Source organism: Mycolicibacterium sp. XJ870, assembly GCF_053483975.1.
Genome location: NZ_JBEFTI010000008.1, coordinates 59,658 through 85,838 on the forward strand (window position 1 = coordinate 59,658; position 26,181 = coordinate 85,838).

Genomic DNA, 26,181 nt, shown 5'->3' on the forward strand with positions numbered 1-26,181 from the left:
GGTTGGAGGAGGCCCACTGGCAGATAGGTGAATCAGGCTGCGTCGCTTGTGCTCCCGCCTGAGCTCGAGCTGTCGCCCTCGCCGGATGTGGTTGAGCTGCTTGACTTTTTGCTCTTGCCGCGCAGGCCGTCCGCAGTTTTGGTGATCCCGTCGCCGACGTTCTTGAGAGTGCCCTCGATCCCGTCACGGACCTGCTTGAACGGGTTCGTCCTGGCCGGTTTGGTGGCAGTGCCGGTCTTCCCGGGCACAGCCACCGCGCTGTCCTTGACGACGTTCGTCGCCACTTTTCTGTCGGCATCGGCGGCTGGTGTCTCGGCGTCCTCTACTGCGGCCTCGGTTTCCCCGGCTACCGCAGCGGCCGCCGGTGCCGTTGCAGTGGCGGGCTTTTCGGCCGGCGGAACGTCAAGCGTGACGGTCTTGGCGGCCGAAGCCAACGTGGCATTGGCTTGGGTAAGGGACGCTTCCTCCGGCGGAGGCGTGATCGCCGCGGCGATCAGCTCGCGGGCCGTGCGCAGGGTCGATAGGAGGCCAAGGCTGGGACCGAACACCCCGCCACCGAGAGGGCCGCCGTTGAGGAAGGTGTCCGTGATGACGGCGGGACCACTGAGCATCGCGTTGACGACACCGAGCGGGTCGCCCGCGGTGGCCGAGTCAACGATGTCCTGGCCGACATTCCCCGCCGCGGTGACGGTGACGTACACGGTGTTGAGCAGCCCGAGCGCCGGCAGCGACACGATCGCCGGGTTGCTCAGCACATTGGCCAGGTTCTCAACGGGCTGCCTGATGGCATTGATGGCAGGCTCCAACAACGGCAGGAAGGCGCCCGCGACCGGTGTGAGGAACGCGCTCCAGACATTGGCCACCGCGCCATTGATGTCGCCTTCGAGGAGATCGGTGAAGGCTGCCTGCAACAGGGACGGAATGCTCCACGGATTCGAGGGGTCCAGCGCGTTGCCCAGTGCTCGGCCGGAGTTTTGCAGGGCCGCGGCGAGCGATTCGGCTGTGCTGATCTGGTTTGCGATCACCTGCAACAAGATCGGTGCGGGGTCCGCCAGTTCGGCACCGATGGTGGCCTGCACGTTGGTGACGGTATTGGTGACGAGGGCCAGGTACGCCTCAAGCGGGTTTGCCGACGCGGTGAGCTCGGCCGCCGCGGAATAGACAGCGGGAACTTCTATGTCAGGCAATGGCGGGGCAACTGGGCTGATCGCGATGGCGCTCGCTCCGACCAGGGCGATTCCTGCGGCGAAATAGGGACGGGCTGCGGCTTGCATCTCTCTCCTTCGGACGTGAGACCCCGACGCCGCAGAAGCTACCTGAGAGTAAGTTAATAATTGGGTGGTTTTCGAAACTCTGAAAGCATTGCCAGCGCCCGGCAACGCGGGTCGTTCACATGGGAAACTAGCTGATCAGTCGATTTTTGACGCCATTGCTCCATGGTTGCCAGGCGCCTGCGCAGGCATATCGGTCCCGTCGTGGATGTAGCGCGGCGTATTCGGGCAAAGATCTGATCCGGTCCGTATTCGTTAGCTACTTCAGCTCTTCTGCTACTGGAATGGTAGAAAACTGCGCAATTGACAGAATGCTGGAAGTTGCCCACCAGATGTACGAAGTGGCCGACGGTGACGACAGCCGTCTTTGTGGGCGTGGTCCGATTGCGTTACCGAATGACCACGTCAACTCTGATGTGATCGGTGCCGAGTTCACTTTGCTGCGCAGTCTCGGTCGCAAGCAGCTGTCATCACCCGCCACTTTTGGGCTGTCGATGGTGCACTGCCCATAACGAGGGGCCCTGACAGCGCGGTCTGAGCTGTGCCTGAGAGAGCGGCCGAAAGCATTCGGCCCCTCTCGGAAGAGGGGCCGAACGACTAGCCGAACCTATTCGTTGTCATTGCCGCCGTCGTTGTCGGAGCCGCTCTTGCCATCGCCGGCCTTGCTGCTGGCCTTAGGCGAGCTGTCGCGATCTGCGCCGGTGAGCTTCTTACCCAGCTTGCGCAGGTTATCGACCGACTTCTCAACTGCTTTGCCGACCGGACCATCCCCACGCTGAGAACCCAACGAGCGGCCGGACTGTGGTGAAACCTTGTTGCCGTCCTTGGTTTCGACGACCGGTGTGTCGACGGGGTCCTGTGTGTCGACGGCGCCGTCCTCTTGCGCGACTTCGGCCGGCGGTGTCTTGACCGCGACGAGCCGCTTGCCGGAAGGCAGCTGATTCGCCTCAGGTGAGGTAACCCTCGCCAGGGTCGCGGCACCATTCGAGGGACCCAGGTCTGACAGGGTGGTCTCCGCTTCAGCTTCCTGCGGGCCCAGAATGACGCCCTGTACGAAGTTTCTGAGGTTGTCCCGGTTGGGAATCAACACCGTGTTGCGGAATTGCATGACCAGACCCGAGGCGCCTCCGAGTGGCTCGGGCAGCACATCGCGCAGCGCGAAGATGGTCGGGTCGGCCACCCACAACGGTGCGTCGATGAACTGGCCGGCGAGGAACGCCAACTGCTCCCGGTCGCCCTCGATGAGCGCGACGCCTGTCGCGATAAGGCTCACCGGCAGGCCGACGACACCGGTGCCGAACCGAAGGCCCGATCCGACGAAGCCCTCGCCGAGGCGGATGGCGTCCCCGATCACGTTCCCGATCACGACCACCGGATCCGGAAGGTCCGCTTGCTGGGTCGCCGCCAAGGTCAACGGCGCCGGCGCGGGTGTGATCGCGTCGGCGATCGCCCTGCGCAGATCGAGCAAGGCGCCGATCGGGCCGGCTGGATTCAGCGCGGTGCCGGGGCCAGGCGTGAGGAGGCCTGGAAGCGTAATGATGCCGAAAAGCGTTCCGTGTCCGTTGAGCACCGCATCCGTGAGCACGGCGGGCGCGTTGATCACGGCATCCAACAGCTCTTCCACGTCGAGGGCGCCGATCGCGGTGACGACCCGTTGGACGGTCTCCGTGAGTGCATTCAATGGTGAGAGCACTGGCCCCGCGAACCCGAGTGCAAGGGAAAGGATCGTGTCTCCGCTGGTGAGCACCGCCACGGCGTTCGCGAAGTTCTGCACCGTTCTGCTGATGATTTCTCCGACTTCACCCACGGCGGCGATCGCAGCGAGCCCAAGCGGAATGAGGGTTGCGGTCAAGATGCCGACCGCTTCGACGACGTTGCCCTCCAAGAGTGCCCCCAGCGCGGCTTCGAACGTGTCGGGGAGGTTGCCCAGCGTGTTCAACACTGCCCCGGCAATAGCCACCGCCTGCTCGGCGAGAATGCCTGCGTTGGTGAGCTGATTGATGATCACCTGGGTCAGGACGGGCGCCGGGTCAGCAAGCACGTCACCGGCTAGTGCGCCGAGGTTCTCCACCGCGGTTTCCAAGACTAGCGCCCACACCTCAATAGGGTTCTGAATCTGCGTGAGTTCAATCGCTGGGTTAGCCACCTGAATGTCCGGAAGTGGCGGCGGCGCCACGAGCACCGGGCTGACGGCGATTGCGACAGCCCCGACAAGGGCAATGCCCGACGTGGTGTAGGGACGGAGAGCTGCATTCATAACGACGCCTTTCCGGTGGTTGACGTGCGGATAACCGGAAATCTAGACAGCTGGCTCAGGACATTCTCAGGTTTAGCTTGGATTGCTCTCAGGGTTGCTTGCGATCGCAAATACCTTTGCTTCAGCATCTAATTAGCTATTTTTGATGTTTGCTCCGTGTTCACTAGCTTTGGCAACAGATCGCATCTTCGACATCGAGTTCCCGCGCGCTACATTTGCTGAACATGGGATCCAGCGCACTTGTCAGGCAAATTGCCGTCGTCGAATTTGTGAACGTTCTTGCTGGCGCGTTGCTGCTGAGGTTTTTGGTACGGAAGGTGGCGCTGTAGCGCCGACATATCCCTGTGCGTAATGCAATGGCAACGGGACCAACCGCCCGAAACTCTCTCGAGAAAGTTCGCTAGCGCGCTGGCGAGAGAGCCTCCGGGTGGGGTCGTTTCACATCCCGATATGTTTGCGGCTGAGGCATGGAAACCGCGGCGGCAGCGGGCTGCGAAGCCGGGCCGAAGCCCAGGCGTAGCGTCACAGACGATGTCTTCGCGTGTGAAACCCCGACTGCTGTTCGTACATGCCCACCCCGATGACGAGACGCTGACCACCGGCGCAACCATCGCGCACTACGCCGCGCTCGGCGCCGACGTCCGTGTCGTCACCTGCACGCTCGGTGAAGAGGGCGAGGTGATCGGGGATCGCTACGCGCAGCTGGCCGTGGACCACGCCGATCAGCTCGGCGGCTACCGCATCGCTGAGCTCACTGCTGCTCTGCAGGCGTTGGGCGTCGACGCTCCGCACTACCTGGGCGGGGCTGGACACTGGCGCGACTCCGGCATGGCAGGCACCCCCTCGCGCGGGCGCCGGCGGTTCGTCGACGCTGACATGGGCGAGGCGGTTGGGGAGCTGGTGGCCGTCATCGGCGAGCTGCGGCCGCACGTCGTCGTCACCTACGACCCCAACGGGGGCTACGGGCACCCCGACCACATCCAGACCCATCGGGTCACCACCGAAGCCGTCGCCGCGTCGGCCGACGCCGTCGGGTGGGCCGTGCCCAAGTTCTACTGGACTGTCATGGCAACCAGCGCAATGGGTTCGGGGCTTCAAGCCTTGCAGGACGTGCCTGACGACTGGATCCGCGTGAATGTCGACGATGTGCCGTTCGGCTTTTCCGACGATCAGATCGATGCCGTCGTCGACGCCTCCGCGTCCCTGCCTGCAAAGGTGGCTGCGATGCGGGCACACGCCACCCAGGTGACCGTCGCGTCCAACGGCCAGGCTCTCGCGCTGTCCAACAAGATCGCGCTGCCGATCGTGGGGGAGGAGCATTACGTGCTGGTGGCAGGTGAAGCAGGACCGCGCGACGGACGCGGTTGGGAAACCGACCTACTCGCCGGGCTGAATCTGGAATAGGCTCCACGGCAGCGGTAAGCTCCGGGCAGTCGTCGAAGGGAAATCCATGGACCCCGATCTGGATCCGAACCTCCAGCACTGGCAGGACCGGACGGACAACTTCCAGTGGGTGGTGGGCTCGCTGGTGGGGCTGCTCGACAGCATTCCGACCTGAGCCCAACCACATCCCGCGTTGTCGAGGTCGACGACGCGGCTCCGGCGCTCGCCGGAATCGTTCTGACCCTGCTCGCCGTCGACGGCGTCATCTCCGCCGTCGTCGGCGCGTTTCTGTTGCCGACCTACATCGGGGCAATCCCGTTTCCGATCAGCGCTGTGCTCAGCGGCGCAGTCAATGTCGCGCTGGTGTGGGCCGCCACGCACTGGACGGATTCTCTTCTGCGTGCCGGCCTGCCGCTGTGGACCTGGATGGCCGCCGTCGTCGCGATGACATTCGGCGGCCCCGGCAATGACTTCATCTTCGCCGGCGCCGGCATCATGGCCGGCAGCGTGCTGATCTTCATTGCCGCGGGTGCACTACCCGCGGCCTGGCTGCTGCGGCGGCATTACCGCCGCTGACTCACTTGTCGCTGTTCTCCGACTTTTCCTTCTGCTTCTTGGCCGGCTTCGTCGTCTTGGACTTGTCGCTGCCCTTCTCGTCTTGCTTTTCGTTGGCCTTGTCTGCGGCCTTCTCGGCGGCTTTCTCGGCACGCGCAGCGCGGGCCTCGTCGCGGGCGTCCTTCCTGGCCTGTCGGGCATCCTCGCGCGCCTGCTTGAAGCCGTCGACGGTCTTGTCCACGTTTTCTTGAATGTTCTTCGCCAGCGACTGCGCGGGCCTGGTTCCCGTCGTGTCAGTGCTGTCCGGCACGTCAGCGGCAGTCTCCGGCTTCAGCGACGCCCGCACCGACGTCGGCACGTTCGCAACCCCTGCTTCGGTCGCTAGACGGCCCGGAGTGAAGAAATCGACCTGATCCTCGATGTAGTTCCCGAGCGCGTCGACCGATCTCGAACCGTGGTCGACCGCGCTGTTCACGACATCCTGCACCTGGGTGCCGAGCGCCCGGATCGGGCCTTCGCGGCCCCGGAGAACATCGTTGAGATAGTTGTCCGGAACTTCGATCAGGTCGTTGACGAACCCGACCCCCTCGTTGGACAGGGCTTCTACCAATGCGTAGTTGATGGCGATCTGGCGATTGACGAAGTCGAGCCCGAGCCGGTCGAACACCGGCTCGATCGCGTCGATGGCGCCTTCCGCGAGATTCTGGGACGTGTTGAGGACCAGGGTGGTCGCACCCGTGAGGCTGTCGGTGACGAAGTCGACCGGCGGCAGGACGATGTCACCGATGAAATCCCGCACGTCTGCCAGCGGCGAGGCCAGAGAAGACGCCGCGGCAAGGGTGGTGGTCGTGGCGAGAGTGTTGAACGGCCAGATCGGGGGCAGCGGCGGCAGTGGCGGAAGAATCCAGCCGAAGAAGTAATCGAACTCCCGGTAGCCGAAATCGATGACGTCGTTGACTGAATACCCGATCGCGTTGGCGATGCCGTTGGTCCAGGCGAAGATGTTCAGTGGCTGGTTCACGACCGGAACGACGAGTTGGTAGAAGATGTTGTCGGCGATGGGCCTGATCAGTTCGTAGTAGAACAGGTCGATCTGATTGCCGATCAGGCCAGCGAACGGTACACCCCAACCCGCGGCCCAAAATGCAAGATCTGCGGCGTAGTTGACGCCCCAGTCGACCCATTCCTGAATGCCCTGGTATCCCCACGTGAGCCAGTCGCTCGCCGCGTTCTGCACGCTGACGTCGCCGGGGGCTGCGGTGACTGCAGCCGCGGGCGCGACCTCGCCTGTCGGCGTTCCGCCCGACGAGTTCACCGGCACCGCGGCTGTCATTCGGCTGGCTGCCGCCAGCAAGTCGACCATCGCCTGCGAAAGCTGCGGCTCGACGGAAACCGACTGCGCCGGCACCGCGATGTCCTCGGGTGTGACCTGCACCGCAGTGAGGGAGAGGGTCGTTGCAGTGGCCGCGGCGGCACCTGCCATGAGATATGAGCGGACAGAAACGTTCATCACAGCACCCCTGAAATCACAGCCCGACCCTCACCTAACGTATCGCTGATCTTGACCTTATCTGCCGGAATCGCGAACCTCGCGTGTCGGGGGCAGCGAGTTGGATAACGCATCGGGAACAACGCGGGAACTACCGGCTGAACGCGGCGGCGCCCAGCGGGTCGCCACGGCCGCGGACGCTCGGACTACTGTGGCCGGTATGTCAGGCGTATGGCAGGCTCCGTCGGTTTCAGAATGTGAGACGCGTGGATGATCGTGGACAACGCCGGGGTTACACGGAAGTGCCTTTGAACTACCAGCGCGGCGCAGATCTGGGAGTCCCCGCGGCCCCATCCAAATCAGTAGCGCCCAGCCCTGCTGCGTTGCGGCGCGTATTGCGGCGTGCCCGCGATGGCGTCGCCCTCAATGTCGACGAAGCGGCCATCGCGATGACCGCCCGCGGCGACGATCTGGCCGATCTCTGCGTCAGCGCTTCCCGGGTGCGTGATGCCGGACTGAACTCGGCGGGCCGGCGCGGCCCGACTGGTCGGTTGCCGGTCAGTTACTCGCGCAAGGTGTTCATCCCGGTCACCCATCTGTGCCGGGACACCTGCCATTACTGCACGTTCGTCACCGTGCCCGGCAAGCTGCGTAGCCAGGGTATGGGCATGTACATGGAGCCCGACGAGATTCTCGACGTCGCCCGCCGAGGTGCTGAACTGGGCTGCAAGGAAGCGCTTTTCACTCTCGGCGACCGACCGGAGGCGCGCTGGGACGAGGCCCGTCGGTGGCTCGACGAACGCGGGTACGACTCGACTTTGGACTATGTGCGAGCCATGTCCATCCGGGTTCTTGAAGAGACCGGGCTGCTGCCGCATCTCAACCCCGGGGTGATGAGCTGGTCCGAGTTGTCGCGGCTCAAGCCCGTCGCACCGTCGATGGGCATGATGCTGGAGACCACCTCGCGGCGGCTGTTCGAAACTAAGGGCGAGGCCCACTACGGCAGTCCGGACAAGGACCCGACGGTTCGGCTGCGCACACTGGATGACGCCGGCCGGTTGTCTATCCCGTTCACCACCGGCCTGCTGGTCGGGATCGGCGAGACGCTCACCGAGCGGGCCGAGACGATGCACGCAATCCGAAAGTCGCACAAGGAATTCGGGCATGTTCAGGAAGTGATCGTGCAGAACTTCCGGGCCAAGGATCACACCGCGATGGCCTCGTCGCCCGACGCCGGCATCGACGATTTCTTGGCGACGATCGCGGTGACGCGGTTGGTGCTGGGACCGAAGATGCGGATCCAGGCTCCGCCGAATTTGGTGTCCCGCGAGGACTGCCTGGCGTTGATCGGCGCAGGCGTCGACGACTGGGGCGGGGTGTCGCCACTGACGCCCGACCACGTCAACCCCGAGCGGCCGTGGCCTGCGCTGGATGACCTGGCCGATGTAACCGCCGAAGCCGGCTACGACCTGGTGCAACGCTTGACCGCGCAGCCGCAGTACGTCCAGGCCGGCGCGGCATGGATCGACCCGCGGGTGCGCGGGCACGTCGATGCGTTGGCCGATCCGGACACCGGCTTCGCGCTTGACGTCAATCCGGTGGGCCACCCCTGGCAGGAGCCTGACGAAGCATCCGAATCGCTGGGCCGTACCGATCTGCACGCCGCGATCGATTCCGAGGGCCGTCTCACCGAAACCCGCAGCGACCTCGACAGCGCGTTCGGGGACTGGGAGTCGATCCGGGCGAAGGTGTCCGAGTTGGCGGCGCGGGCGCCCGAACGCATCGACACCGACGTGCTGTCCGCGCTGCGATCCGCCGAGCGCGATCCGGGCGGATGCAGCGACGACGAGTACCTCGCGCTCGCGACTGCCGACGGGCCGGCGATGGATGCAGTTGCCGCGCTGGCTGATTCATTGCGCCGCGATGTGGTCGGCGACGACGTGACGTTCGTCGTGAACCGCAACATCAACTTCACCAACATCTGCTACACCGGCTGCCGGTTCTGTGCGTTCGCGCAGCGCAAGGGCGACGCCGACGCATACTCACTCTCCACCGACGAGGTCGCCGACCGGGCCTGGGAGGCGCACGTCGCCGGTGCGACCGAGGTGTGCATGCAGGGTGGGATCGACCCCGAGTTGCCCGTCACCGGGTATGCCGATCTTGTGCGCGCAGTCAAGAAGCGGGTGCCGTCTATGCACGTGCACGCGTTCTCGCCCATGGAGATCGCCAACGGCGTCACCCGCAGCGGGTTGTCGATCCGGGAGTGGTTGACGTCATTGCGCGAAGCCGGGCTCGGCACCATCCCCGGCACTGCTGCCGAGATCCTCGACGACGAGGTGCGCTGGGTGCTGACCAAGGGCAAGTTGCCGACCTCGATGTGGATCGACGTGGTCACCACCGCGCACGAGGTGGGGCTGCGGTCGAGTTCGACGATGATGTACGGCCACGTCGATCAGCCCCGGCACTGGGTGGGCCATCTCAACGTGCTGCGCTCGATCCAAGACCGCACCGGTGGGTTCACCGAGTTTGTACCACTGCCGTTCGTCCATCAGTCCTCGCCGCTCTATTTGGCGGGCGGGGCGCGGCCGGGGCCGACGCACCGGGACAACCGCGCGGTGCACGCACTCGCCCGGATCATGTTGCACGGCAGGATCCCATCGATTCAGACCAGCTGGGTCAAGCTCGGTGTCGAACGCACCCAGGTGATGCTGCGCGGCGGCGCCAACGATCTCGGCGGCACGCTGATGGAAGAGACCATCTCCCGGATGGCCGGCTCGGAGAACGGGTCAGCCAAGTCTGTCGAGGAACTCGTCGCGATCGCCGAGGGCATCGGCCGCCCGGCCCGTCAACGCACCACCGATTACACGCCCCTCGCTGCCTGACATAGCCCAGCCCCCGTGCACCGCGACCTCACCCAGCACCGCTGTCTCACCTAGCACCGCGACCGTGCGTGTCTGCCGGTCGGCGCGCCGCAAATTGCCGGCAGTTTGTGCACGCTCGTGGGCTACGGGAGTGCGCTCGCGCGGGTGAGGCAGTTGACGTCATGTCCGTCGCCCACAGTGCCAGAGTCCACAAGTCGACCGTCGAGAATCTCGCAGGCGATCGTTCCCGCATCACCGATCACGGGATCCGCGCCGACCATCTGGTCGCCACTGCCACTGCTGGTCAGCTTCGCCTGCCCGCCGCAATATGAAGAGGTTTGCAGTGTTCCGGCCGCACCGGCCGGTGCAGTGATGTCGATGCAATTGGTGCCAGTCCAGTTGACGACTGTGGTGTAGCCGGCGCCGGCAGTGGGTGGAGCTGCTGGAGCTTGAGTGGCGGGGGCTGTCGCCACCGGTGCCCCGCCGTAGAGGGGCAGTCCGCCACCCACGTATCCGCCGCCGCCCGTCTCGCATGCGACGCCGTCGCCGTCGCGATCCAATTTCGAGCTGTAGCCGGGTTGCCCGGCGTATAGCGGAGCAACTCCCGCGGCGCGGGCCGCCGCACAATTGGGGTACGCCCGGGCTACGGGAGCGACGGCAATTCCGAACACATGCGCGACGGCACACACCGAGAGTCCGATGAGAAGTAGGCGCATAGCGATGATCCGATCTTGAATTGACATCGCCGAAAATTGGCTACATGGAGCATGCGCGCCGCCTTCAAGATTGGGAGGGGAATCCGCAAGATCGAGGGAATGATCCGGACCACGGTCCGGTTACTCCTGCTGAAGGTGCCGGACGGGCCGGCCCTCGGAGCAAGGAGAAGTCATGACCGCAGCAGTAGCCACCACCGACCTGACCGTAGGCACCTGGACCATCGATCCGGTGCATTCTTCCGTCAACTTCTCGGTCCGTCATCTGGTGGTGAGCAAGGTGCGCGGCAAGTTTGAGAACTTCACCGGTGCTATCACGGTCGCCGAGGACGGCACGCCGTCGGTTACCGCTGAGATCGCCGTGGACTCCGTCAACACCGGTAATGAGCAGCGCGACGCCCACCTGAAGGCAGCTGATTTCTTCGACGTCGAGAAGTTCCCGGTCGCCACGTTCACCTCCACCGGCGTGACTGCCGACGGCGACCACTACGTCCTCGACGGTGATTTCACGCTCAAGGGCGTCACCAAGCCGGTCAGCCTGGAGTTGGAGTTCAACGGCGTCAACCCGGGCATGGGCCACGGTGCGGTCGCCGGATTCGAGGCCTCAGTGGTGTTGAACCGCAAGGACTTCGGCATCGACATCGACATGCCGTTGGAGTCCGGCGGCGCGGTCGTCGGCGACAAAGTCACCGTCACACTCGAGATCGAGGCGCTCAAGCAGGCTTGAGTCCGCTTGTCACGCCAGAGTGGCGCTCGCCTTCGAGCGTCACTCTGGCGTGACAATGGATGGGCGCGGCCGCTCACCGCGCACGAGCGTGCGCAAAATGTTGATGAAATGCGGCGCGTCGGTGGACAAACACGCACGCTCGCGCAGCAAGGCGAGGCGAGGCGCAGTAAGGCGAGGCGCAGTAAGGGGAGGCGCCTAGAGTCGGGCGGCGAGCTCGGTGCCCTCACGGATGGCGCGCTTGGCGTCGACCTCTGCGGCCACCGCGGCCCCACCGATGACGTGCGACGAGATGCCCCGATCGCGTAACGACTCTTCGAGATCCCGCACGGATTCCTGGCCGGCGCAGATCACCACATTGTCGACGGCCAACAACCGGGCATCGGCGTGGTCTGCGCCGAAGCTGATGTGCAGACCCTCGTCATCGATGCGCTCGTAGTTCACTCCGGAAAGCTGTTGAACGCCTTTGGCTTTCAGCGAGGCGCGGTGCACCCAGCCAGAGGTCTTGCCCAGCTTGCGGCCCTGCGCGCCGCGTGACCGTTGCAGCAGGAACACCTCACGCAGTGACGGGGCGGGCAGCGGGGTCATCAGCGCACCGCGAACCGCCTGCGGGGCGTCGTGAGCACCCAAGACGCCCCATTCGGCCTTCCACTCTTTGAGATTGAGCGTGGGTGATTCGTCGGTGGTCAGGAATTCGCTGACGTCGAACCCGATTCCACCGGCCCCGATGACGGCGACCGATCGGCCTACCGGAGCACCCATGATCGCCTCGGCATAAGTGAGCACCTTGGGATGGTCGATGCCCGGGATGTCGGGCATCCGTGGCGTCACCCCGGTGGCCAGCACCACATCATCGAACCTGACAAGCTCGTCCACGCCGGCGCGAACCCCGAGTCGCACATCCACGCCATAACGCTCCAGCATCGTGGTGTAGTAGCGGATTGTCTGGTTGAACTCTTCCTTGCCGGGAATCCTTCTGGCCAAACCGAATTGACCGCCGATCGTCGAACCGGCCTCGAACAGGGTCACCCGGTGGCCGCGCTGGGCCGCACTCACCGCGGCGGCCAGACCTGCCGGTCCCGCGCCGACGACGGCTATCGAGCGGGCGTGCCGGGTCGGGCTGAGCGTCAACGACGTCTCCCGCCCTGCCCGCGGATTCAGCAGGCACGAGACCTTCTTGTGCACGAAGGCGTGGTCGAGGCAGGCCTGATTGCACGCGATGCAGGTGTTGATCTCGTCGGCGTGGTCGGCAGCGGCCTTGCGCACCCAGTCCGGATCCGAGAGCAACGGCCGGGCCATCGAGATCAACTGCACCCCGGTCTCGGCGAGGATCTGCTCGGCGGTCTGGGGCATGTTGATGCGGTTGGACGCCACCACCGGAATCGAAACATGTTCGGCCAGTGCACCACTGATGTCGACGAATGCGCTGTTGGGTACCGAGGTGACGATCGTCGGCACCCGCGACTCATGCCAGCCGAACCCCGAATTGATCAAAGTCGCTCCAGCGGCCTCGACTTCGGTTGCCAGCGCGAGGATTTCGCCCCAGGTTTGACCGTCCTCAACGTAGTCGGCCAGCGACATCCGGTAGCAGATGATGAAATCGGCGCCCACCGCCTCGCGAACGCGTCGTACGATCTCGACCGGAAACCGCCGCCGGTTCGACGGTGACCCGCCCCATTTGTCGGTGCGCTTGTTGGTGCGGGGCGCAAGGAACTGGTTGAGGAGATACCCTTCGCTGCCCATGATCTCGACACCGTCGTAGCCGGCCTCCCGCGCCAGCAGCGCACACCGCACGAAATCGGAGATCGTGCGATCGACATCCCGCAGTGCCCTCGGCTTGAACGGGTTGATCGGCGCCTTGATGGCCGACGCACTCACCGAAAACGGGTGGTAGGCATAGCGTCCCGCGTGCAGGATCTGCAGCAGGATTTGTCCGTCGGCCTCATGGACGGCGCGGGTGACGCGACGGTGCCTGCGCGCCTCGGCCGAGGACACCAACTGTGAGGCGAACGGCAGCAGCCAGCCCGTTTTGTTGGGGGCGTAGCCGCCGGTGATGATCAGCCCGACGCCGCCGCGGGCACGCTCGGCGAAGTACGCGGCAAGTTTGTCGATATCACCCGAACGGTCCTCCAGGCCGGTGTGCATCGATCCCATCACCACCCGGTTGCGCAGCGTGGTGAAGCCAAGATCCAATGGCGACAGCAGATTTGGGTAGCTCATAACGCGGCCGATACCCGCAGGGCTTCGGAAACTTCAGAGAGCCAGTCGATGGCGCTCTCCTCAGCGCGGATGCCACCGCGCAGCACCAGGTATTGGTGAAGCGCGCTGCCGCTCAGTGCCGAGGGGTCGGGGAACTGCCGCTTCTCGTATCCGCGGTAAGTGTCGAGCAGTGCAGTGCGCTCTGTGCGCATTGCGTCGACCTCGGCTCGCAGAACACTGATATCCCCATAAGCGGCGGCGCGGACTTTGACCGCCAGGTCACGGGTTCGATTGTCGGCGACCGAACCACCCCGGCCGGTCAGGGGTTCTGCGATCCACCGAGCCAATTCGGCACGGCCGGCATCAGAGACCGTGTAGACCTTCTTGTCCGGCCTCCCGCGCTGAACGACGGGCGTGCCGTGCACCCAGCCGTCGTTCTCCATGGTCCGCAGCGTCCGGTAGATCTGCTGGTGGGAGGCCGCCCAGAAGTACCCGATCGAGCGGTCGAACCGGTGCGCGAGTTCGTAACCGGACCCGGACTGTTCACAGAGCGCCACCAGGATGGCGTGCGGCAGGGCCATGCCTGCAGAGTAGGCGGGACCGCTGGTCCTATGCAACTAGTTGCACTGCAGCGAAGTGCATACCCGTGGCCACTAGGCGAGTTGTATGTGCAACGTTTAGTATCAGTAACCACGCGCCACCCTTAACCGGCGTCAAGTTAGGACACACTGAGACGAGCGTCCAAGTATGGGCAACGCATACTGACGCGACGGACTCACCAGTCCTGACCCCACGAACCCGACCAGCAGCCCACTGGACAGGAGAGACATCAGTGACGTACACCATTGCCGAACCCTGCGTCGACGTCAAAGACAAGGCATGCATCGAAGAATGCCCCGTCGACTGCATCTATGAGGGCGCACGCATGCTGTACATCCACCCCGACGAGTGCGTGGACTGTGGCGCTTGCGAGCCCGTCTGCCCCGTCGAGGCCATCTACTACGAAGATGATGTGCCTGACCAGTGGGCCGGTTACACGCAGCACAATGCCGACTTCTTCGCCGAGCTGGGTTCCCCCGGCGGTGCTTCCAAGGTGGGGCAGACCGACAACGATCCGCAGGCGATCAAGGATCTGCCGCCGCAGGGTGAGGACTGATCCTGCCGGCTGAGGTCACGACGATGAGGGCCCGGCAGCCCCGGTCGGCGGCGCTGCCGGAGTTCCCGTGGGACACCCTGGCCGACGTAACCGCCCTTGCCCGCTCGCACCCCGACGGCATCGTCGACCTTTCGGTAGGCACTCCGGTAGATCCGGTGGCGCCGGTGATCCGGGAGGCGCTGGCGGCAGCCAGCTCTGCACCGGGCTATCCGACGACGGCGGGTACGCCGGCGCTGCGCGAGGCGATGGAACGCGCGCTGCGGCGCCGCTACGGCATCACGGAGCTGACCCCGCAGGCGGTCTTGCCGGTGATCGGCACCAAAGAGCTGATCGCCTGGCTGCCGACCTTATTGGGACTGGGCCCCGACGATCTCGTGGTGGTGCCCGAGCTGGCGTACCCCACCTACGAGGTCGGCGCACGCCTGGCCGGTACTGAGATCCTGCGTGCGGAGGCTCTCACCCAGATCGGTCCCCGGACGCCGGCTCTGATCTACCTGAACTCGCCGAGTAACCCGACCGGCCGCGTGCTGGGCATCGAACATCTGCGCAAGGTGGTGACCTGGGCCCGCGAGCGTGGCGTCCTGGTCGCTTCCGACGAGTGCTATCTGGGTTTGAGTTGGGATGCGCAGGCATTGAGCGTGCTGCACCCGTCGGTGTGCGACGGCGACCATACCGGGCTGCTGGCCATACATTCGCTGTCGAAAACCTCATCGCTGGCGGGCTACCGCGCCGGGTTCGTCGCCGGTGACCCGGCGGTGGTGGCCGAGCTGCTGGCGGTCCGCAAGCACGCCGGGATGATGGTGCCCACGCCGGTGCAGGTGGCGATGGTCGCCGCTCTCGACGACGACGAACATGAAGCGGTGCAACGCGATCGCTATGCCCGCCGCCGCGACCTGCTGCTTCCGGCATTGCGCGCGGCCGGGTTCACCGTCGAGCATTCCGAGGCCGGCCTGTACCTGTGGGCCACCCGCGGCGAAGCCTGCCGCGACACCCTTCGCCGGCTGGCGGAGTGCGGGATCCTGGTCGCCCCCGGCGAGTTCTACGGACCTGCCGGAGCGCAGTTCGTGCGCGTTGCGCTCACCGCCACCGACGAGCGCATCGCCGCTGCGGTGCAGCGACTTTCAGTCCAGTAACCCAATCGACATCGCTGTGGTGACCGCCGCCGTACGGTCCGACACCCCTAGTTTGTGGAACGCACGCAGTAGATGCGTCTTCACCGTCGCCTCGCTGATGTGCAGAATCCGACCGATCTCGGCGTTCGTCCGGCCTTGCGCCACCAGCCCGAGCACCTCGATCTCACGCGCCGACAACGAAGCCGGTGCACGCATCAACCCGAACAGCCGGCCCGCCACCGAAGGCGCCAGCACGGTCTTGCCGTCGGCGGCGTCGCGCACTGCCGCTGCCAACTGCGCGCGTGAGGCGTCCTTTAGCAGATAGCCCGCGGCTCCGGCTTCGACGGCCCGCAGGATGTCCGCGTCGGATTCGTAGGTGGTGACGACGATGATGCGGGTCGACGGCAGTGTCGCCAGTATGCGTTCGGTGGCGGCCACGCCGTCGACGCCGGGCATCCTCAGATCCATCAGGATCACGTCCGGCCGTACGGATTCGGCCATTGTGACCGCCTCCGCACCTGACGCCGCCTCGCCGACAACTTCGAGATCGTTCTCGGCGTCGATCATTCCGCGCAGCCCTTCCCGGACTACTGGATGGTCGTCGACCAGCAGCACCCTGGTCGTCATGCCGGAACCTCGATGTCGATGCGAACCCCGTTTCGGGACGACACCGTCACCACGCCGCCTGCCTCACCGACCCGGGCCCGGATGCCTTGCAGCCCGAACCCGTCACGGTGATCCTCCGGAAGTCCAATCCCGTTGTCGGACAGCGTCAACCGGACCTTCTTCCCGTCGCCGTGCAGTGAAACGGATACCGCGCTGGCGTGTGCGTGCTTGCGGATGTTGGCCAACGTTTCCTGAGTGGCGCGCAGCAGGACGACGTCACCGGCCATGCCCAGGGTGGGCAGTTGGTCGTCGACGTGTACCGCGACCGGGATGCCGGTTTCGGCCGTCAGCCGCTGGCATTGCCGACGGATGGCGGCGGGCAGCGAGTCGGCGCCCAGCGCCGCCGGAGTCAGGTCGGCGACCATGATTCGCGCCTCGGCGAGGTTCTCCCGCGCCGTGGTTTCGATCAGCTCGACGTGCCTCACCGCGGCAGCGCGGTCGGTGTCCAACTCGGCCTGAACAGCTTGTGCCAGCGCCACGATGCTGGTGAATCCCTGCGCCAGGGTGTCGTGGATTTCGCGGGAGAGCCGTTCGCGCTCGCCGGTGGCCCCGGCCTGACGGGACAGTCGCGCGGTCTCGGCGCGGCTCGCGGCAAGTTCGGCGACCGTCTCGGCCAACCGCTGGCGCTGCCGCATGCTGGTCATGATCGTGGTGCCGATGATCGGGGCCGCCACCGCACCGACCAGCGTCACCGCCGCCACCTCAGGCAGGCTCGACCAACTCACCCCGTGGGTTGCCACGGCGAGGCCCAACGGTGCCAGGGTTACCAGGAATGTCAGCGCCAATGCCGCCGCAAGCGGCAAGGTGGCGAAGATCAACGGGTACAGCGCCGGGATCGCCACGACGGCCGGGGCGGCCGCGACGATCGCGGTCAGCCACAGTCCCAGCACCACCGCCAAGAACCCCGCCGTGCGGGCCCGCGCCGAGCCGGCGATCCGATCCCCGTCGCGGATAACCTTGCGCCCGAAGGCCAGTACGATCACCGCCATGGCAGCCAGCGCCGCGCAGGCCACCGGCACGTTGCCGCCGAAACTCGGCTCGAACAGCACCACGGCGACGATCGCCGCGATACACAAGGCGCAGACGTAGGTCTCCCACATCCAGTGCCAGTCCGACGGTTCGCGTGCGGCCTGCGTTGAAACTGGACCGCTTTCGGTCATCTGCCGATGCTAGCGGTCCGCCGGTACCCAGTTGCCGTGGAACCCGTGCGGAACTCGGACCGGAATGTGCACGGTGCCAACGGGTGCCAAGCTCTGGGCGTCGAGCAGCACCAGATCGCTGCGGTTCGCGGTGCGGTCGTAGACGAATCCCATCACCACGCCGTCGTCCTCCTCGGCATCCGGGCCGGACGGCACGAAGACGAACTCGCCGGGTTCGCGGCCTGGCCCGAAGTCGATCCGCTCGGTGGTGCCGTCACGGAGATCGTGATGCAAGATGGCGGCCGATGCGCCCGGCTCGTCGAAGCCGACGGTGTAGCCGTACCGGTGTTCCCGGCCAACCACGCGGTCGTCGATGCGTGGGAATTCCTGGGCATCCTCGTCGAGACGCTGCTCACTTACCCGGCCGGTGCGTAGGTCGATGGTCCAGCGGTCCAGCGTGATCGTTTCGGTGAACAACCGGTCGCCGGTGGTGAACACGGCCGGGTGCCGGACCACGTCGAGCACGATCTGTTCGCCCTCGGGTCCGGTGCGGTCATAACCGTTGAGCGCGTGGAACACGTAGCACGGTGCCACCTCGAACCACCGGATGTCGGCGGCCGAGCCCTCCCGCGGCATCACCCCGACGCGGGCGCCGTGCTCGGGTGACCATCGGTACGGCATCCCGGACGACGGCACCGCTGCCCGTTCGGATCCGCGCATCGCGGCGCGCAACAGGAAGTCCGGCGCCGCGTGCCGGGCCACGAACCCTGTCAGTAGCCGCGCCGCGGCCCGCGCCGGGGCATTCTTGACCAACGTCGTCAGGTCCAGCAGCACCGGCAGGTCATAGATCACGACATACTTCTCGGTCAGCGTGAAGTCATGCATCATCGTGTGCGCAGGTAGGGCGATGTCGACGGTGCGCCGGACCCTGCCGTCCACCCCGGTGACGGTGTAACTCACCAGGTTGCCGCGCAGCGGGTTATACGAGACAGCGTGCAGCTCACCGGTTTTCGGGTCGTGCTTGGGGTGTGCGGTGAAGCCGCCGAACAGTGTGCCGCAGAAGTCGGACGGGCCGACGGTGTCGAGTTCCTCACTCAGTTCGTACGGTCGCACACCGGCCTCGGTGAGTGCGAACGTCTTGCCGGCGTGTCCGATGATGTTGGTGTTGGCCGCGAAATCGAAGCCACCCGTGTGCGCTCCGCCGGTCCACGGTTCGCCGAGCTGGCGGGCCACCGAAGCAGACCGCACCCAGCGGTTGCGGTACCAGGTCGCCGCACCGTCGCGCAGCCGGATCCCGTGCGCCATGCCGTCGCCGAGGAACCAGTGATAGTGCTGCGGATCCGGAGCCCGCAGCGGATTGGGCCCCACGCGCAGATAGCGCCCGTCGAGGTAGTCAGGGATGGTCCCGGTGACCTCGAGGTCGGTGACGGTGACCTCGTCGTGCACCGGGGCGAAGTTTCCGCTCAGGAACGGATGTTCTGGTGCTTGCTGACTCGCTGCGATGGTCATACCAACACCATGCCCCTGCGTTCGGCCATCCGCGACGACTTCCCGGCTGATTGGTCTGTCAACCGAACGGTGGACAGCGCGCAGAGGACTCATGCCGTCGCCCGCAGGCTCAGGGAAAGCAACAACCGCACATCGGGATCGGTCAGTGACGTCGCCAGGAGCTGTTCGATCCGGCGTACCCGATAACGGACGGTGTTGGGATGAACATGCAGCCACTGCGCAGCCGTCGCGACGTCACCGAAGCTGTCCAGATAGGCGCGCAAGGTGTCGGCGAGTATCGGTTCGTCGGCCCGCAACGCCCGCACGCGCGGATCGATCAGCCGCTCGTCGGCGGCGATCGCCGTGATGATCTCGTCCAGCAGCACCGTGGTGCGGGCCTCGGCCAATGAGGTCACCTGACCAAGCGCGCCGGGGTGGCGTTCGGCGCTGTCCAACACCCGGTCCACTTCCGCCCGGGCGGAAGTGGCGCCGGCCAGCCCCGTCACCGGAGCGGCGATGACGGCGTGCAACTCGACACCCAGTTCGGCGCGCAGCGCCGCCACAGTGCCGCGGATCCACGATGTCACCGCGGCAGGCCTGCCGGTGCTCGGAAACAGCACGTAGACCCGCGAGTGCACCGAGGCTACCTGTGCGTCATGGCGAAAAGCGCTGGCACTCAACGACAATACGTCGGCGAGCCGGGAACTGGGCGCACTGCCGTCGAACCCGATCAGGGCCGCGCGGCCCGCAACCGCGATGCCGAGCTCGCGAGCGATGAACTCGACGTCAGGCGGATCGTCCGCATCGCGCAACCCCAGCAGTTCCTGCACCCGCACCGCGTGCGTCGACGGTGTCGCCGCCAGCCTCGCCATAATCCGGGCGGCCAACACCGCCGCGCCGCGCAGCACGTCGTCGGCATCCTCGGCGAGTGGGCGGCTGCCCTGCTGCACCCAGATGGTGCCGGCGAACGCCGGCGCACGACGCTCGTCGGCCGACGGCTGAAAGATCCCGATCGCCAACCGCGGACGCAGTCCCAACTCCGGACGCTCGGCCACATGCACCACGTCCGGTTTGGCGCGCAACGCGTCGAAGATGCCCCACTGGGCGATCCAGGCCAGGTGTTCCGACGGTCCCGCGCGACCCAGGATCGACAGCCGGCGCAGCTCATCGGCCTCGTCGTTGGACGCCGAGTACGCCAGCACGTGCGACTGGGCGTCCTCGATGCTGACCATGCCGTGGGTACGGTCGGCGACCGACTGCGCCAGGCTGAACAGATCAGTGCCCGAATCGTGCAGCGCCCGGTCGCCGTGGTGCTCGAAGACGTGATTGACCAAGCGGTACAACCGTTCCCACCGGGCGCGCGGGTCCACGGCCACCACGGCGGTGCCGGCTGCCACCGCCCGTGCCACCACCGCGGCTGCCGGTTGTTTGATGAAAATAGCGGTCGGCGGTCGCTGCGCGCTCTGGTGAGCGACCCAGTTCAGCGCGTCGTCGTCGGAGATGCCGAGCAGGAAGAACAGGTCGGCAGACCCGGCGGCAGGGGCCAGGCCGAGGCGTACGTCGTCAGAATCGATCAGCGCCGCCGAGGCCACCGGCAGGTCGAGCCCGCGCGGCGCCTGCACCAGTTGGACCAGCGTGGCATCCAGCGCCAACAGCAGTTGGCCCAGGCTGACGCCGGTTGACCGCATGTTGTCCGATTCTACTGATCGAGCGGCTCAGAGTTAGCCGATCGGACAAGAGTTGCGTGGGTCACGTCGGGGATTCTTATCCCATGGATGCCATCACCGACGTGCCGATGCCGGCCAACGAGCCGGTCCACGACTATGCACCGGGCTCGGGTGAACGCACCCGGCTCACCGCCGCTCTGTCCAACCTCACCGATGCGGCGATCGACCTGCCACACGTCATCGGCGGCGAACACCGCATGGGCGGTGGCGCACGCATCGACGTCGTGCAGCCGCATCGCCACTCCGCCCGGCTGGGCACCCTGACCAACGCCGAGCACTCCGACGCCACCGCCGCCATCGAAGCCGCGATCGCCGCGAAGAACGACTGGGCGGCGTTGCCGTTCGACGAACGCGCCGCAGTGTTCCTGCGGGCGGCCGATCTGATGTCTGGCCCGTGGCGGGAGAAGATCGCCGCGGCCACCATGCTCGGACAGTCCAAGTCCGCTTACCAGGCCGAGATCGACGCGCCGTGCGAGCTGATCGACTTCTGGCGGTTCAACGTCGCCTTCGCCCGCCAGATCCTGTCGCAGCAGCCGATCAGCAGCCCGGGCGTGTGGAACCGCACCGACCACCGGCCGCTGGAAGGCTTCGTCTACGCGATCACACCGTTCAACTTCAGCGCCATCGCAGGCAATCTGCCGACCGCGCCCGCGTTGATGGGCAACACCGTGGTGTGGAAGCCTTCGCCCACCCAGACTTTCGCGGCGTACCTGACCATGCAGCTGCTGGAGGCGGCCGGCCTGCCGCCCGGGGTGATCAACCTCATGACCGGCGACGGGATCGCGGTTTCCGAGGTGGCCCTTGCCGATCCGCGACTGGCCGGCATTCACTTCACCGGCTCGACGGCGACGTTCCAGCACTTGTGGCGCGAGGTGGGCGCCAACATCGACCGTTACCACACCTATCCGCGGCTGGTCGGGGAAACCGGTGGTAAGGACTTCGTGCTGGCGCACGCCTCGGCCCGGCCGGATGTGTTGCGCACCGCGTTGATCCGTGGCGCGTTCGACTACCAGGGGCAGAAGTGCTCGGCGGCCTCACGGGCCTTCGTCCCGCGCTCGGTGTGGCATGAAATGGGTGACGACTTCCTTTCGGCCACTTCAGAACTGAAGTACGGCGATGTCACTGACCTGAGCAACTACGGCGGCGCGGTCATCGACGAACGGGCGTTCGCCAAGAACGTCAAGGCCATCGAACGGGCCAAGAGCGCTGCGGGCGTCACCATCGCCGCCGGCGGTGAATACGACGACAGCGAAGGCTATTTCGTGCGACCTACCGTGCTGTTGTCCGACGACCCGACCTACGAGGCCTTCAACACCGAGTACTTCGGCCCGATCCTGGCCGTCCATGTCTACCCCGACGCCGAATACGACCGGATCCTCGATGTCGTCGACACCGGAGCGCGCTACGCTCTGACGGGCGCGGTGATCGCCGACGACCGGAGCGCCGTCCTCAAGGCGCAGGACCGGTTGCGCTATGCCGCAGGCAATTTCTACGTCAACGACAAGCCAACCGGCGCGGTCGTCGGTCAGCAGCCGTTCGGTGGATCGCGCGCGTCGGGCACCAACGACAAGGCTGGCTCATCGCTGAACCTGCTGCGCTGGACGTCGGCCCGGTCAATCAAGGAGACCTTCGTGCCACCGACCAACCACACCTATCCACACATGGGGATGTGACGATGGGCCTCTTCGCACGGGTCGCCCGTCCGGCAATCATGGCCGCGTCGCGCTCGCAGCGGTTGCGTCACACGGCCGAGCGGCTGTCGGTGACCCGCAAGGTGGTGGACCGGTTCGTCGCCGGCGAGACGGTCCCCGAGGCGCTTGATGCCGTTGCCGCGCTGCGGGATTCGGGGCGCCTCGTATCGATCGACTACCTCGGCGAGGACACTACCAGCAGCGAGGACGCCGAGCAGACGGTGCGGGCCTATCTGGCGCTGCTCGACGGCTTGCAACGGCGTGCCGACACCGCCACACCGGTGCGGCCGCTGGAGGTCTCACTCAAACTGTCGGCGCTGGGGCAGGCGCTGCCCCGCGACGGCGAGAAGATCGCGTTGGAAAACGCGCACACCATCTGCGCCAAGGCCCGTGACATCGGCGCCTGGGTCACCGTCGACGCCGAGGATCACACCACCACCGATTCCACGCTGTCCATCGTGCGGGATCTGCGCACCGAGTTCGATTGGCTCGGAACGGTTCTGCAGGCCTACCTCAAACGCACTTTCAGCGATTGTGAGGAGTTCGCCGCCGCGGGCGCCCGGATCCGGTTGTGCAAGGGCGCCTACGACGAGCCGGCCTCGGTGGCCCACCGGGACGCCGACGAGGTCACCGATTCCTACCTGCGCTGTCTGCGGACACTCATGGCCGGATCGGGCTATCCGATGGTGGCCTCTCATGATCCCGCGATCATCGCTGCCGTGCCCGGTCTCGCCGGCGAATTCGGTCGCGGTGTCGACGATTTCGAGTATCAGATGCTGTACAACATCCGCGACGGCGAGCAAAGCCGACTGGCCGAGGCGGGCAATCACGTGCGGGTGTACGTGCCCTTCGGATACGAGTGGTACGGCTACTTCGTACGGCGACTGGCCGAACGTCCGGCCAACCTCACATTCTTCCTGCGGGCACTGGCCGAGCGCCGCTGAGGTTTACCCGCTCGATCATGGCGTCGCCCGTTGGTGTAGCGCCAGCAGCGCCCACGCGGCGATCGTCTGCGCGTCGGTGATGACTCCATCGCGGATCATCTGCTCTACCTCGTCCCGCGTGAACCACTCGCTGTGCATGTCCTGTTCTTCGTGCTCGCGTTCATGCTCGCCCTCGGTGATATCGGTCGCGAGAAACACCCAACCGCGCTGACTGCTCATCCCCGGCGCGACGTCGAGCTGGCCGAGCCGATGCACCGTCGTCGCACGCAGCCCGGTCTCTTCACGCAGCTCACGCTCAGCCAGTTCGATCGGGTCGAGATGTTGTTGTTCGGGCGCGGTGCCCTGCGGGAATTCCCAGCGCCGCAGTCCCAACGGATACCGGAACTGCTCCACGAGGTGGAACCGGTCGCCATCACACGGGATCACCAGCGCATAGGTCGGTTTGTCGACCACGGCGTAAACCCCGGTACTGCCATCAGGACGCTCGATGTCGTCCTCACGCAGCGTCAACCAGTTGTTGCGGTACACCTCACGCGTCGAGACCTGGCGGATGGTTCCCATCGCCCCATTATCCGGCCGGGTAGCCTCACATGCGTGCTGCTGGCCTCCTTGAATCCCGCAGCGGTCGCCGCAGGCGCCGATATCAGCGACGCGGTCCGCATCGACGGTGCCGTGCTGAGCCGCAGCGATCTCGTCGGCGCTGGCACCTCGGTCGCCGAACGGGTCGCGGCTGCGCAGCGGGTCGCCGTGCTGGCGACCCCGACCGCGACGACAGTCCTCGCGATCGTCGGCTGCCTGATCGCCGGGGTGCCGGTGATTCCCGTGCCTGCCGACGTCGGTACCGCCGAACGCCGGCATATTCTCACCGACTCCGGTGCCCGGGCATGGCTGGGGGAGCGGCCAGATGAGGCGGAAGGGCTGCCCCACATCCCGGTCCGGCTGCATGCCCGGTCCTGGCACCGCTATCAGGAACCGGCGCCGGAATCGACCGCGATCATCATGTACACCTCCGGCACCACCGGCCCGCCGAAGGGCGTGCCGATCAGTCGACGGGCAATCGCCGCGGATATCGACGCGCTGGCCACCGCTTGGCACTGGACGGCTGAGGACACCCTGGTGCACGGCCTGCCGCTGTTCCACGTCCACGGGTTGGTGCTGGGCCTGCTCGGATCGCTGCGGATCGGAAACCGATTCGTGCACACCGGAAAACCCACGCCTGCCGGCTATGCGGAGGCCCAGGGTTCGTTGTACTTCGGCGTACCTACGGTGTGGTCGCGGGTGGTCGACGATGTTGACGCGGCGCTGGCATTGTCGTCGGCGCGATTGCTGGTCTCGGGCAGTGCGCCGCTGCCCGTACCGGTGTTCGAGAAGCTGACCCAGCTCACCGGCAAGCCACCGGTGGAGCGCTACGGCAGCACCGAATCACTGATCACGTTGAGCACGCTCGTCGACGGGGAGCGCAGGCCCGGTTGGGTTGGCCTGCCGGTCGCCGGAGTGCAGACCCGGCTGGTCGACGACGACGGCGAAGCGGTGCCCCACGACGGCGAAACCGTTGGGCGACTGCAGATCAAGGGTCCGATGGTGTTCGACGGCTATCTGAACCGGCCGGACGCCACCGCCGAGGCATTCGACTCCGACGGCTGGTATCGCACCGGCGATGTGGCGGTGATCGATGCTGACGGTATGCACCGCATCGTCGGCCGCGAGTCGGTCGACCTGATCAAAACCGGCGGCTACCGCGTCGGCGCCGGGGAGATCGAGACTGTGCTGCTGGGCCATCCCGGCGTCACCGAGGTTGCCGTGGTGGGATTGCCCGACGCCGATCTCGGCCAGCGCATTGTGGCGTTCGTGGTCGGCGATGCTGAGCCGGCCGTCCTGATCGACTTTGTGGCACAAGAACTTTCAGCGCACAAACGGCCCCGTGAAGTGCGGCTCGTAAACGGCCTGCCGCGCAATGCCATGGGCAAGGTTCTGAAGAAGGAACTGGCACAATGGGCTTGAGGTTCTCTGAGCTCTGCATCGACGCTCATGACCCGGAGGCGCTGGGCGCATGGTGGGCACGCGCGCTCGGATGGCCCAAGCACACCGACTCCGACGGAGACGTGGTGCTGACCCCGCCGCCCGGGGCCGGGCCGATCTGGTTGTTCCTCGCGGTGCCCGACGACAAGGTGGTCAAGAATCGCCTGCACCTCGACTTCACTCCCGACGATCAGCAGGCCGAGGTCGACCGGCTGATCAGCCTGGGAGCACGCCACGTCGACATCGGCCAGGGTGAACAGACCTGGGTGGTGCTGGCCGACCCCGAGGGCAACGAATTCTGCGTGCTGTCCGCCGACTAATTTCGGCGAGCGTGCGGGTCTGCTGCCCGACACGCCGTGGAACCCCAACATTCTGCGCACCTTCGTGGCCCGCGACAGTGCTGACGTACACGGCTGATGTACACGGGACACTCGCGGACACGGTGAATCAGATCAGGGTTTAACACCGATAACCGCAGGAGTAGCGTCGGACATACGGGTCGTGACGTTGGTTGCCGCACGGCGCCAAGCGGCGGGGTGGCTTCCTGACAACCCACGTCGCCGCTCTTGGTTCATCCAACAGCGGCGATGAGCAGGGAGGAGACCACAGGTGAATCTGAAGAAAATCGCAGGTACGGCAGTGATCGCCGGTGCGCTTGGCGCTGCTTCCCTTGGAGTGGTCGCGGGTACAGCATCGGCTGATCCTGGTTGGGGCCCGAACATTCCGTGGGTCCCGGGGCCTGGAGATTGGGTTGATTGGAATCCGGGCGTCAATTGGGGCCCGCCCG

General features: G+C 65.9%; 21 protein-coding genes. 10 read left to right on the top strand and 11 right to left on the bottom strand.

Going from position 1 to position 26,181, the window contains the following annotated elements:
* Positions 1-32: 32 nt before the first annotated feature.
* Complete coding sequence (locus ABQF30_RS23915; protein ID WP_448468464.1) at positions 33-1,274, bottom strand: hypothetical protein; 1,242 nt, start codon at positions 1,272-1,274, stop codon at positions 33-35.
* A gap of 604 nt (positions 1,275-1,878) precedes the next feature.
* A complete protein-coding gene (locus ABQF30_RS23920; RefSeq protein ID WP_448468466.1) occupies positions 1,879-3,528 on the bottom strand; it encodes a hypothetical protein in 1,650 nt (549 codons plus the stop codon).
* 531 nt (positions 3,529-4,059) lie between these two features.
* On the opposite strand from ABQF30_RS23920, the gene mshB reads away from it, so the two are divergent.
* Positions 4,060-4,932 carry an N-acetyl-1-D-myo-inositol-2-amino-2-deoxy-alpha-D-glucopyranoside deacetylase gene (gene mshB, locus ABQF30_RS23925; RefSeq protein WP_448468468.1) on the top strand — a complete coding sequence of 291 codons (873 nt, stop codon included), beginning with the start codon at positions 4,060-4,062 and terminating at the stop codon, positions 4,930-4,932.
* 105 nt (positions 4,933-5,037) lie between these two features.
* Positions 5,038-5,487: a hypothetical protein gene (locus tag ABQF30_RS23930; RefSeq protein WP_448468470.1), complete on the top strand. Its 450-nt coding sequence runs from the start codon at positions 5,038-5,040 to the stop codon at positions 5,485-5,487.
* A gap of 1 nt (position 5,488) precedes the next feature.
* On the opposite strand, the gene ABQF30_RS23935 is transcribed toward ABQF30_RS23930, so the two are convergent.
* Positions 5,489-6,976 carry a hypothetical protein gene (locus tag ABQF30_RS23935; protein WP_448468472.1) on the bottom strand — a complete coding sequence of 496 codons (1,488 nt, stop codon included), beginning with the start codon at positions 6,974-6,976 and terminating at the stop codon, positions 5,489-5,491.
* Positions 6,977-7,257: 281 nt separating this feature from the next.
* On the opposite strand from ABQF30_RS23935, the gene ABQF30_RS23940 reads away from it, so the two are divergent.
* Entirely contained in the window at positions 7,258-9,837 is a 2,580-nt protein-coding gene (locus tag ABQF30_RS23940; RefSeq protein WP_448468827.1) for a bifunctional FO biosynthesis protein CofGH, read from the top strand.
* A 122-nt stretch (positions 9,838-9,959) separates the two neighbouring features.
* Here ABQF30_RS23940 and ABQF30_RS23945 read toward each other — a convergent pair whose 3' ends face one another.
* Positions 9,960-10,559, bottom strand: a complete 600-nt coding sequence (locus ABQF30_RS23945) for an excalibur calcium-binding domain-containing protein (RefSeq protein WP_448468474.1) — start codon at positions 10,557-10,559, stop codon at positions 9,960-9,962.
* A gap of 145 nt (positions 10,560-10,704) precedes the next feature.
* On the opposite strand from ABQF30_RS23945, the gene ABQF30_RS23950 reads away from it, so the two are divergent.
* Positions 10,705-11,256 (top strand): YceI family protein, encoded by a 552-nt coding sequence (locus tag ABQF30_RS23950; RefSeq protein WP_448468476.1) that lies wholly within the window; start codon positions 10,705-10,707, stop codon positions 11,254-11,256.
* A gap of 195 nt (positions 11,257-11,451) precedes the next feature.
* On the opposite strand, the gene ABQF30_RS23955 is transcribed toward ABQF30_RS23950, so the two are convergent.
* Both ABQF30_RS23955 and ABQF30_RS23960 read right to left on the bottom strand, forming a co-directional pair.
* On the bottom strand, positions 11,452-13,473 hold the full coding sequence (locus ABQF30_RS23955) for an oxidoreductase (protein WP_448468478.1): 2,022 nt from the start codon (positions 13,471-13,473) through the stop codon (positions 11,452-11,454).
* Positions 13,470-14,033 carry a PadR family transcriptional regulator gene (locus ABQF30_RS23960; RefSeq protein WP_448468479.1) on the bottom strand — a complete coding sequence of 188 codons (564 nt, stop codon included), beginning with the start codon at positions 14,031-14,033 and terminating at the stop codon, positions 13,470-13,472. The genes ABQF30_RS23955 and ABQF30_RS23960 overlap by 4 nt, the downstream gene beginning before the upstream one ends.
* A 251-nt stretch (positions 14,034-14,284) precedes the next feature.
* Between ABQF30_RS23960 and fdxA the strand changes: the two genes are divergently transcribed.
* Entirely contained in the window at positions 14,285-14,608 is a 324-nt protein-coding gene (fdxA, locus tag ABQF30_RS23965) for a ferredoxin (protein WP_448468481.1), read from the top strand.
* 23 nt (positions 14,609-14,631) lie between these two features.
* A complete protein-coding gene (dapC, locus tag ABQF30_RS23970; protein WP_448468483.1) occupies positions 14,632-15,741 on the top strand; it encodes a succinyldiaminopimelate transaminase in 1,110 nt (369 codons plus the stop codon).
* Here the strand turns inward: dapC and ABQF30_RS23975 are convergent.
* From ABQF30_RS23975 to ABQF30_RS23990, 4 genes are all read right to left on the bottom strand, one after another.
* Positions 15,730-16,347, bottom strand: a complete 618-nt coding sequence (locus ABQF30_RS23975) for a response regulator (protein WP_448468485.1) — start codon at positions 16,345-16,347, stop codon at positions 15,730-15,732. The two genes, dapC and ABQF30_RS23975, sit on opposite strands and share 12 nt — an antisense overlap.
* A complete protein-coding gene (locus ABQF30_RS23980) occupies positions 16,344-17,546 on the bottom strand; it encodes a sensor histidine kinase (protein ID WP_448468487.1) in 1,203 nt (400 codons plus the stop codon). The genes ABQF30_RS23975 and ABQF30_RS23980 overlap by 4 nt, the downstream gene beginning before the upstream one ends.
* A 9-nt stretch (positions 17,547-17,555) precedes the next feature.
* On the bottom strand, positions 17,556-19,034 hold the full coding sequence (locus ABQF30_RS23985) for a carotenoid oxygenase family protein (protein ID WP_448468489.1): 1,479 nt from the start codon (positions 19,032-19,034) through the stop codon (positions 17,556-17,558).
* A gap of 89 nt (positions 19,035-19,123) precedes the next feature.
* Complete coding sequence (locus ABQF30_RS23990; protein WP_448468491.1) at positions 19,124-20,701, bottom strand: PucR family transcriptional regulator; 1,578 nt, start codon at positions 20,699-20,701, stop codon at positions 19,124-19,126.
* A gap of 83 nt (positions 20,702-20,784) precedes the next feature.
* Between ABQF30_RS23990 and pruA the strand changes: the two genes are divergently transcribed.
* The gene (gene pruA / locus ABQF30_RS23995; protein WP_448468493.1) at positions 20,785-22,413 is read left to right on the top strand and encodes an L-glutamate gamma-semialdehyde dehydrogenase; all 1,629 of its coding nucleotides are present in this window, start codon (positions 20,785-20,787) and stop codon (positions 22,411-22,413) included.
* Between the two features lie 2 nt (positions 22,414-22,415).
* Positions 22,416-23,375, top strand: a complete 960-nt coding sequence (locus tag ABQF30_RS24000; RefSeq protein WP_448468495.1) for a proline dehydrogenase family protein — start codon at positions 22,416-22,418, stop codon at positions 23,373-23,375.
* A 15-nt stretch (positions 23,376-23,390) separates the two neighbouring features.
* Here the strand turns inward: ABQF30_RS24000 and ABQF30_RS24005 are convergent, their stop codons facing one another.
* On the bottom strand, positions 23,391-23,936 hold the full coding sequence (locus ABQF30_RS24005; protein WP_448468497.1) for an NUDIX domain-containing protein: 546 nt from the start codon (positions 23,934-23,936) through the stop codon (positions 23,391-23,393).
* A gap of 33 nt (positions 23,937-23,969) precedes the next feature.
* Here ABQF30_RS24005 and ABQF30_RS24010 point away from each other — a divergent pair, with 33 nt between their 5' ends.
* Both ABQF30_RS24010 and ABQF30_RS24015 read left to right on the top strand, forming a co-directional pair.
* Positions 23,970-25,376, top strand: a complete 1,407-nt coding sequence (locus tag ABQF30_RS24010; RefSeq protein ID WP_448468499.1) for an acyl-CoA synthetase — start codon at positions 23,970-23,972, stop codon at positions 25,374-25,376.
* The gene (locus tag ABQF30_RS24015; RefSeq protein WP_448468501.1) at positions 25,367-25,714 is read left to right on the top strand and encodes a VOC family protein; all 348 of its coding nucleotides are present in this window, start codon (positions 25,367-25,369) and stop codon (positions 25,712-25,714) included. Before ABQF30_RS24010 ends, ABQF30_RS24015 begins: the two co-directional genes overlap by 10 nt.
* Positions 25,715-26,181: the final 467 nt, after the last annotated feature.

Excerpts from the sequence above, each read along its gene's own strand:
- ABQF30_RS23915 (WP_448468464.1), bottom strand. The coding sequence starts at position 1,274 with ATGCAAGCCGCAGCCCGTCCCTATTTCGCCGCAGGAATCGCCCTGGTC.
- ABQF30_RS23920 (WP_448468466.1), bottom strand. The coding sequence starts at position 3,528 with ATGAATGCAGCTCTCCGTCCCTACACCACGTCGGGCATTGCCCTTGTC.
- mshB (WP_448468468.1), top strand. The coding sequence starts at position 4,060 with ATGTCTTCGCGTGTGAAACCCCGACTGCTGTTCGTACATGCCCACCCC.
- ABQF30_RS23935 (WP_448468472.1), bottom strand. The coding sequence starts at position 6,976 with ATGAACGTTTCTGTCCGCTCATATCTCATGGCAGGTGCCGCCGCGGCC.
- ABQF30_RS23945 (WP_448468474.1), bottom strand. The coding sequence starts at position 10,559 with ATGTCAATTCAAGATCGGATCATCGCTATGCGCCTACTTCTCATCGGA.
- ABQF30_RS23950 (WP_448468476.1), top strand. The coding sequence starts at position 10,705 with ATGACCGCAGCAGTAGCCACCACCGACCTGACCGTAGGCACCTGGACC.
- ABQF30_RS23955 (WP_448468478.1), bottom strand. The coding sequence starts at position 13,473 with ATGAGCTACCCAAATCTGCTGTCGCCATTGGATCTTGGCTTCACCACG.
- ABQF30_RS23960 (WP_448468479.1), bottom strand. The coding sequence starts at position 14,033 with ATGGCCCTGCCGCACGCCATCCTGGTGGCGCTCTGTGAACAGTCCGGG.
- dapC (WP_448468483.1), top strand. The coding sequence starts at position 14,632 with ATGAGGGCCCGGCAGCCCCGGTCGGCGGCGCTGCCGGAGTTCCCGTGG.
- ABQF30_RS23975 (WP_448468485.1), bottom strand. The coding sequence starts at position 16,347 with ATGACGACCAGGGTGCTGCTGGTCGACGACCATCCAGTAGTCCGGGAA.
- ABQF30_RS23980 (WP_448468487.1), bottom strand. The coding sequence starts at position 17,546 with ATGACCGAAAGCGGTCCAGTTTCAACGCAGGCCGCACGCGAACCGTCG.
- ABQF30_RS23985 (WP_448468489.1), bottom strand. The coding sequence starts at position 19,034 with ATGACCATCGCAGCGAGTCAGCAAGCACCAGAACATCCGTTCCTGAGC.
- ABQF30_RS23990 (WP_448468491.1), bottom strand. The coding sequence starts at position 20,701 with ATGCGGTCAACCGGCGTCAGCCTGGGCCAACTGCTGTTGGCGCTGGAT.
- pruA (WP_448468493.1), top strand. The coding sequence starts at position 20,785 with ATGGATGCCATCACCGACGTGCCGATGCCGGCCAACGAGCCGGTCCAC.
- ABQF30_RS24000 (WP_448468495.1), top strand. The coding sequence starts at position 22,416 with ATGGGCCTCTTCGCACGGGTCGCCCGTCCGGCAATCATGGCCGCGTCG.
- ABQF30_RS24005 (WP_448468497.1), bottom strand. The coding sequence starts at position 23,936 with ATGGGAACCATCCGCCAGGTCTCGACGCGTGAGGTGTACCGCAACAAC.
- ABQF30_RS24015 (WP_448468501.1), top strand. The coding sequence starts at position 25,367 with ATGGGCTTGAGGTTCTCTGAGCTCTGCATCGACGCTCATGACCCGGAG.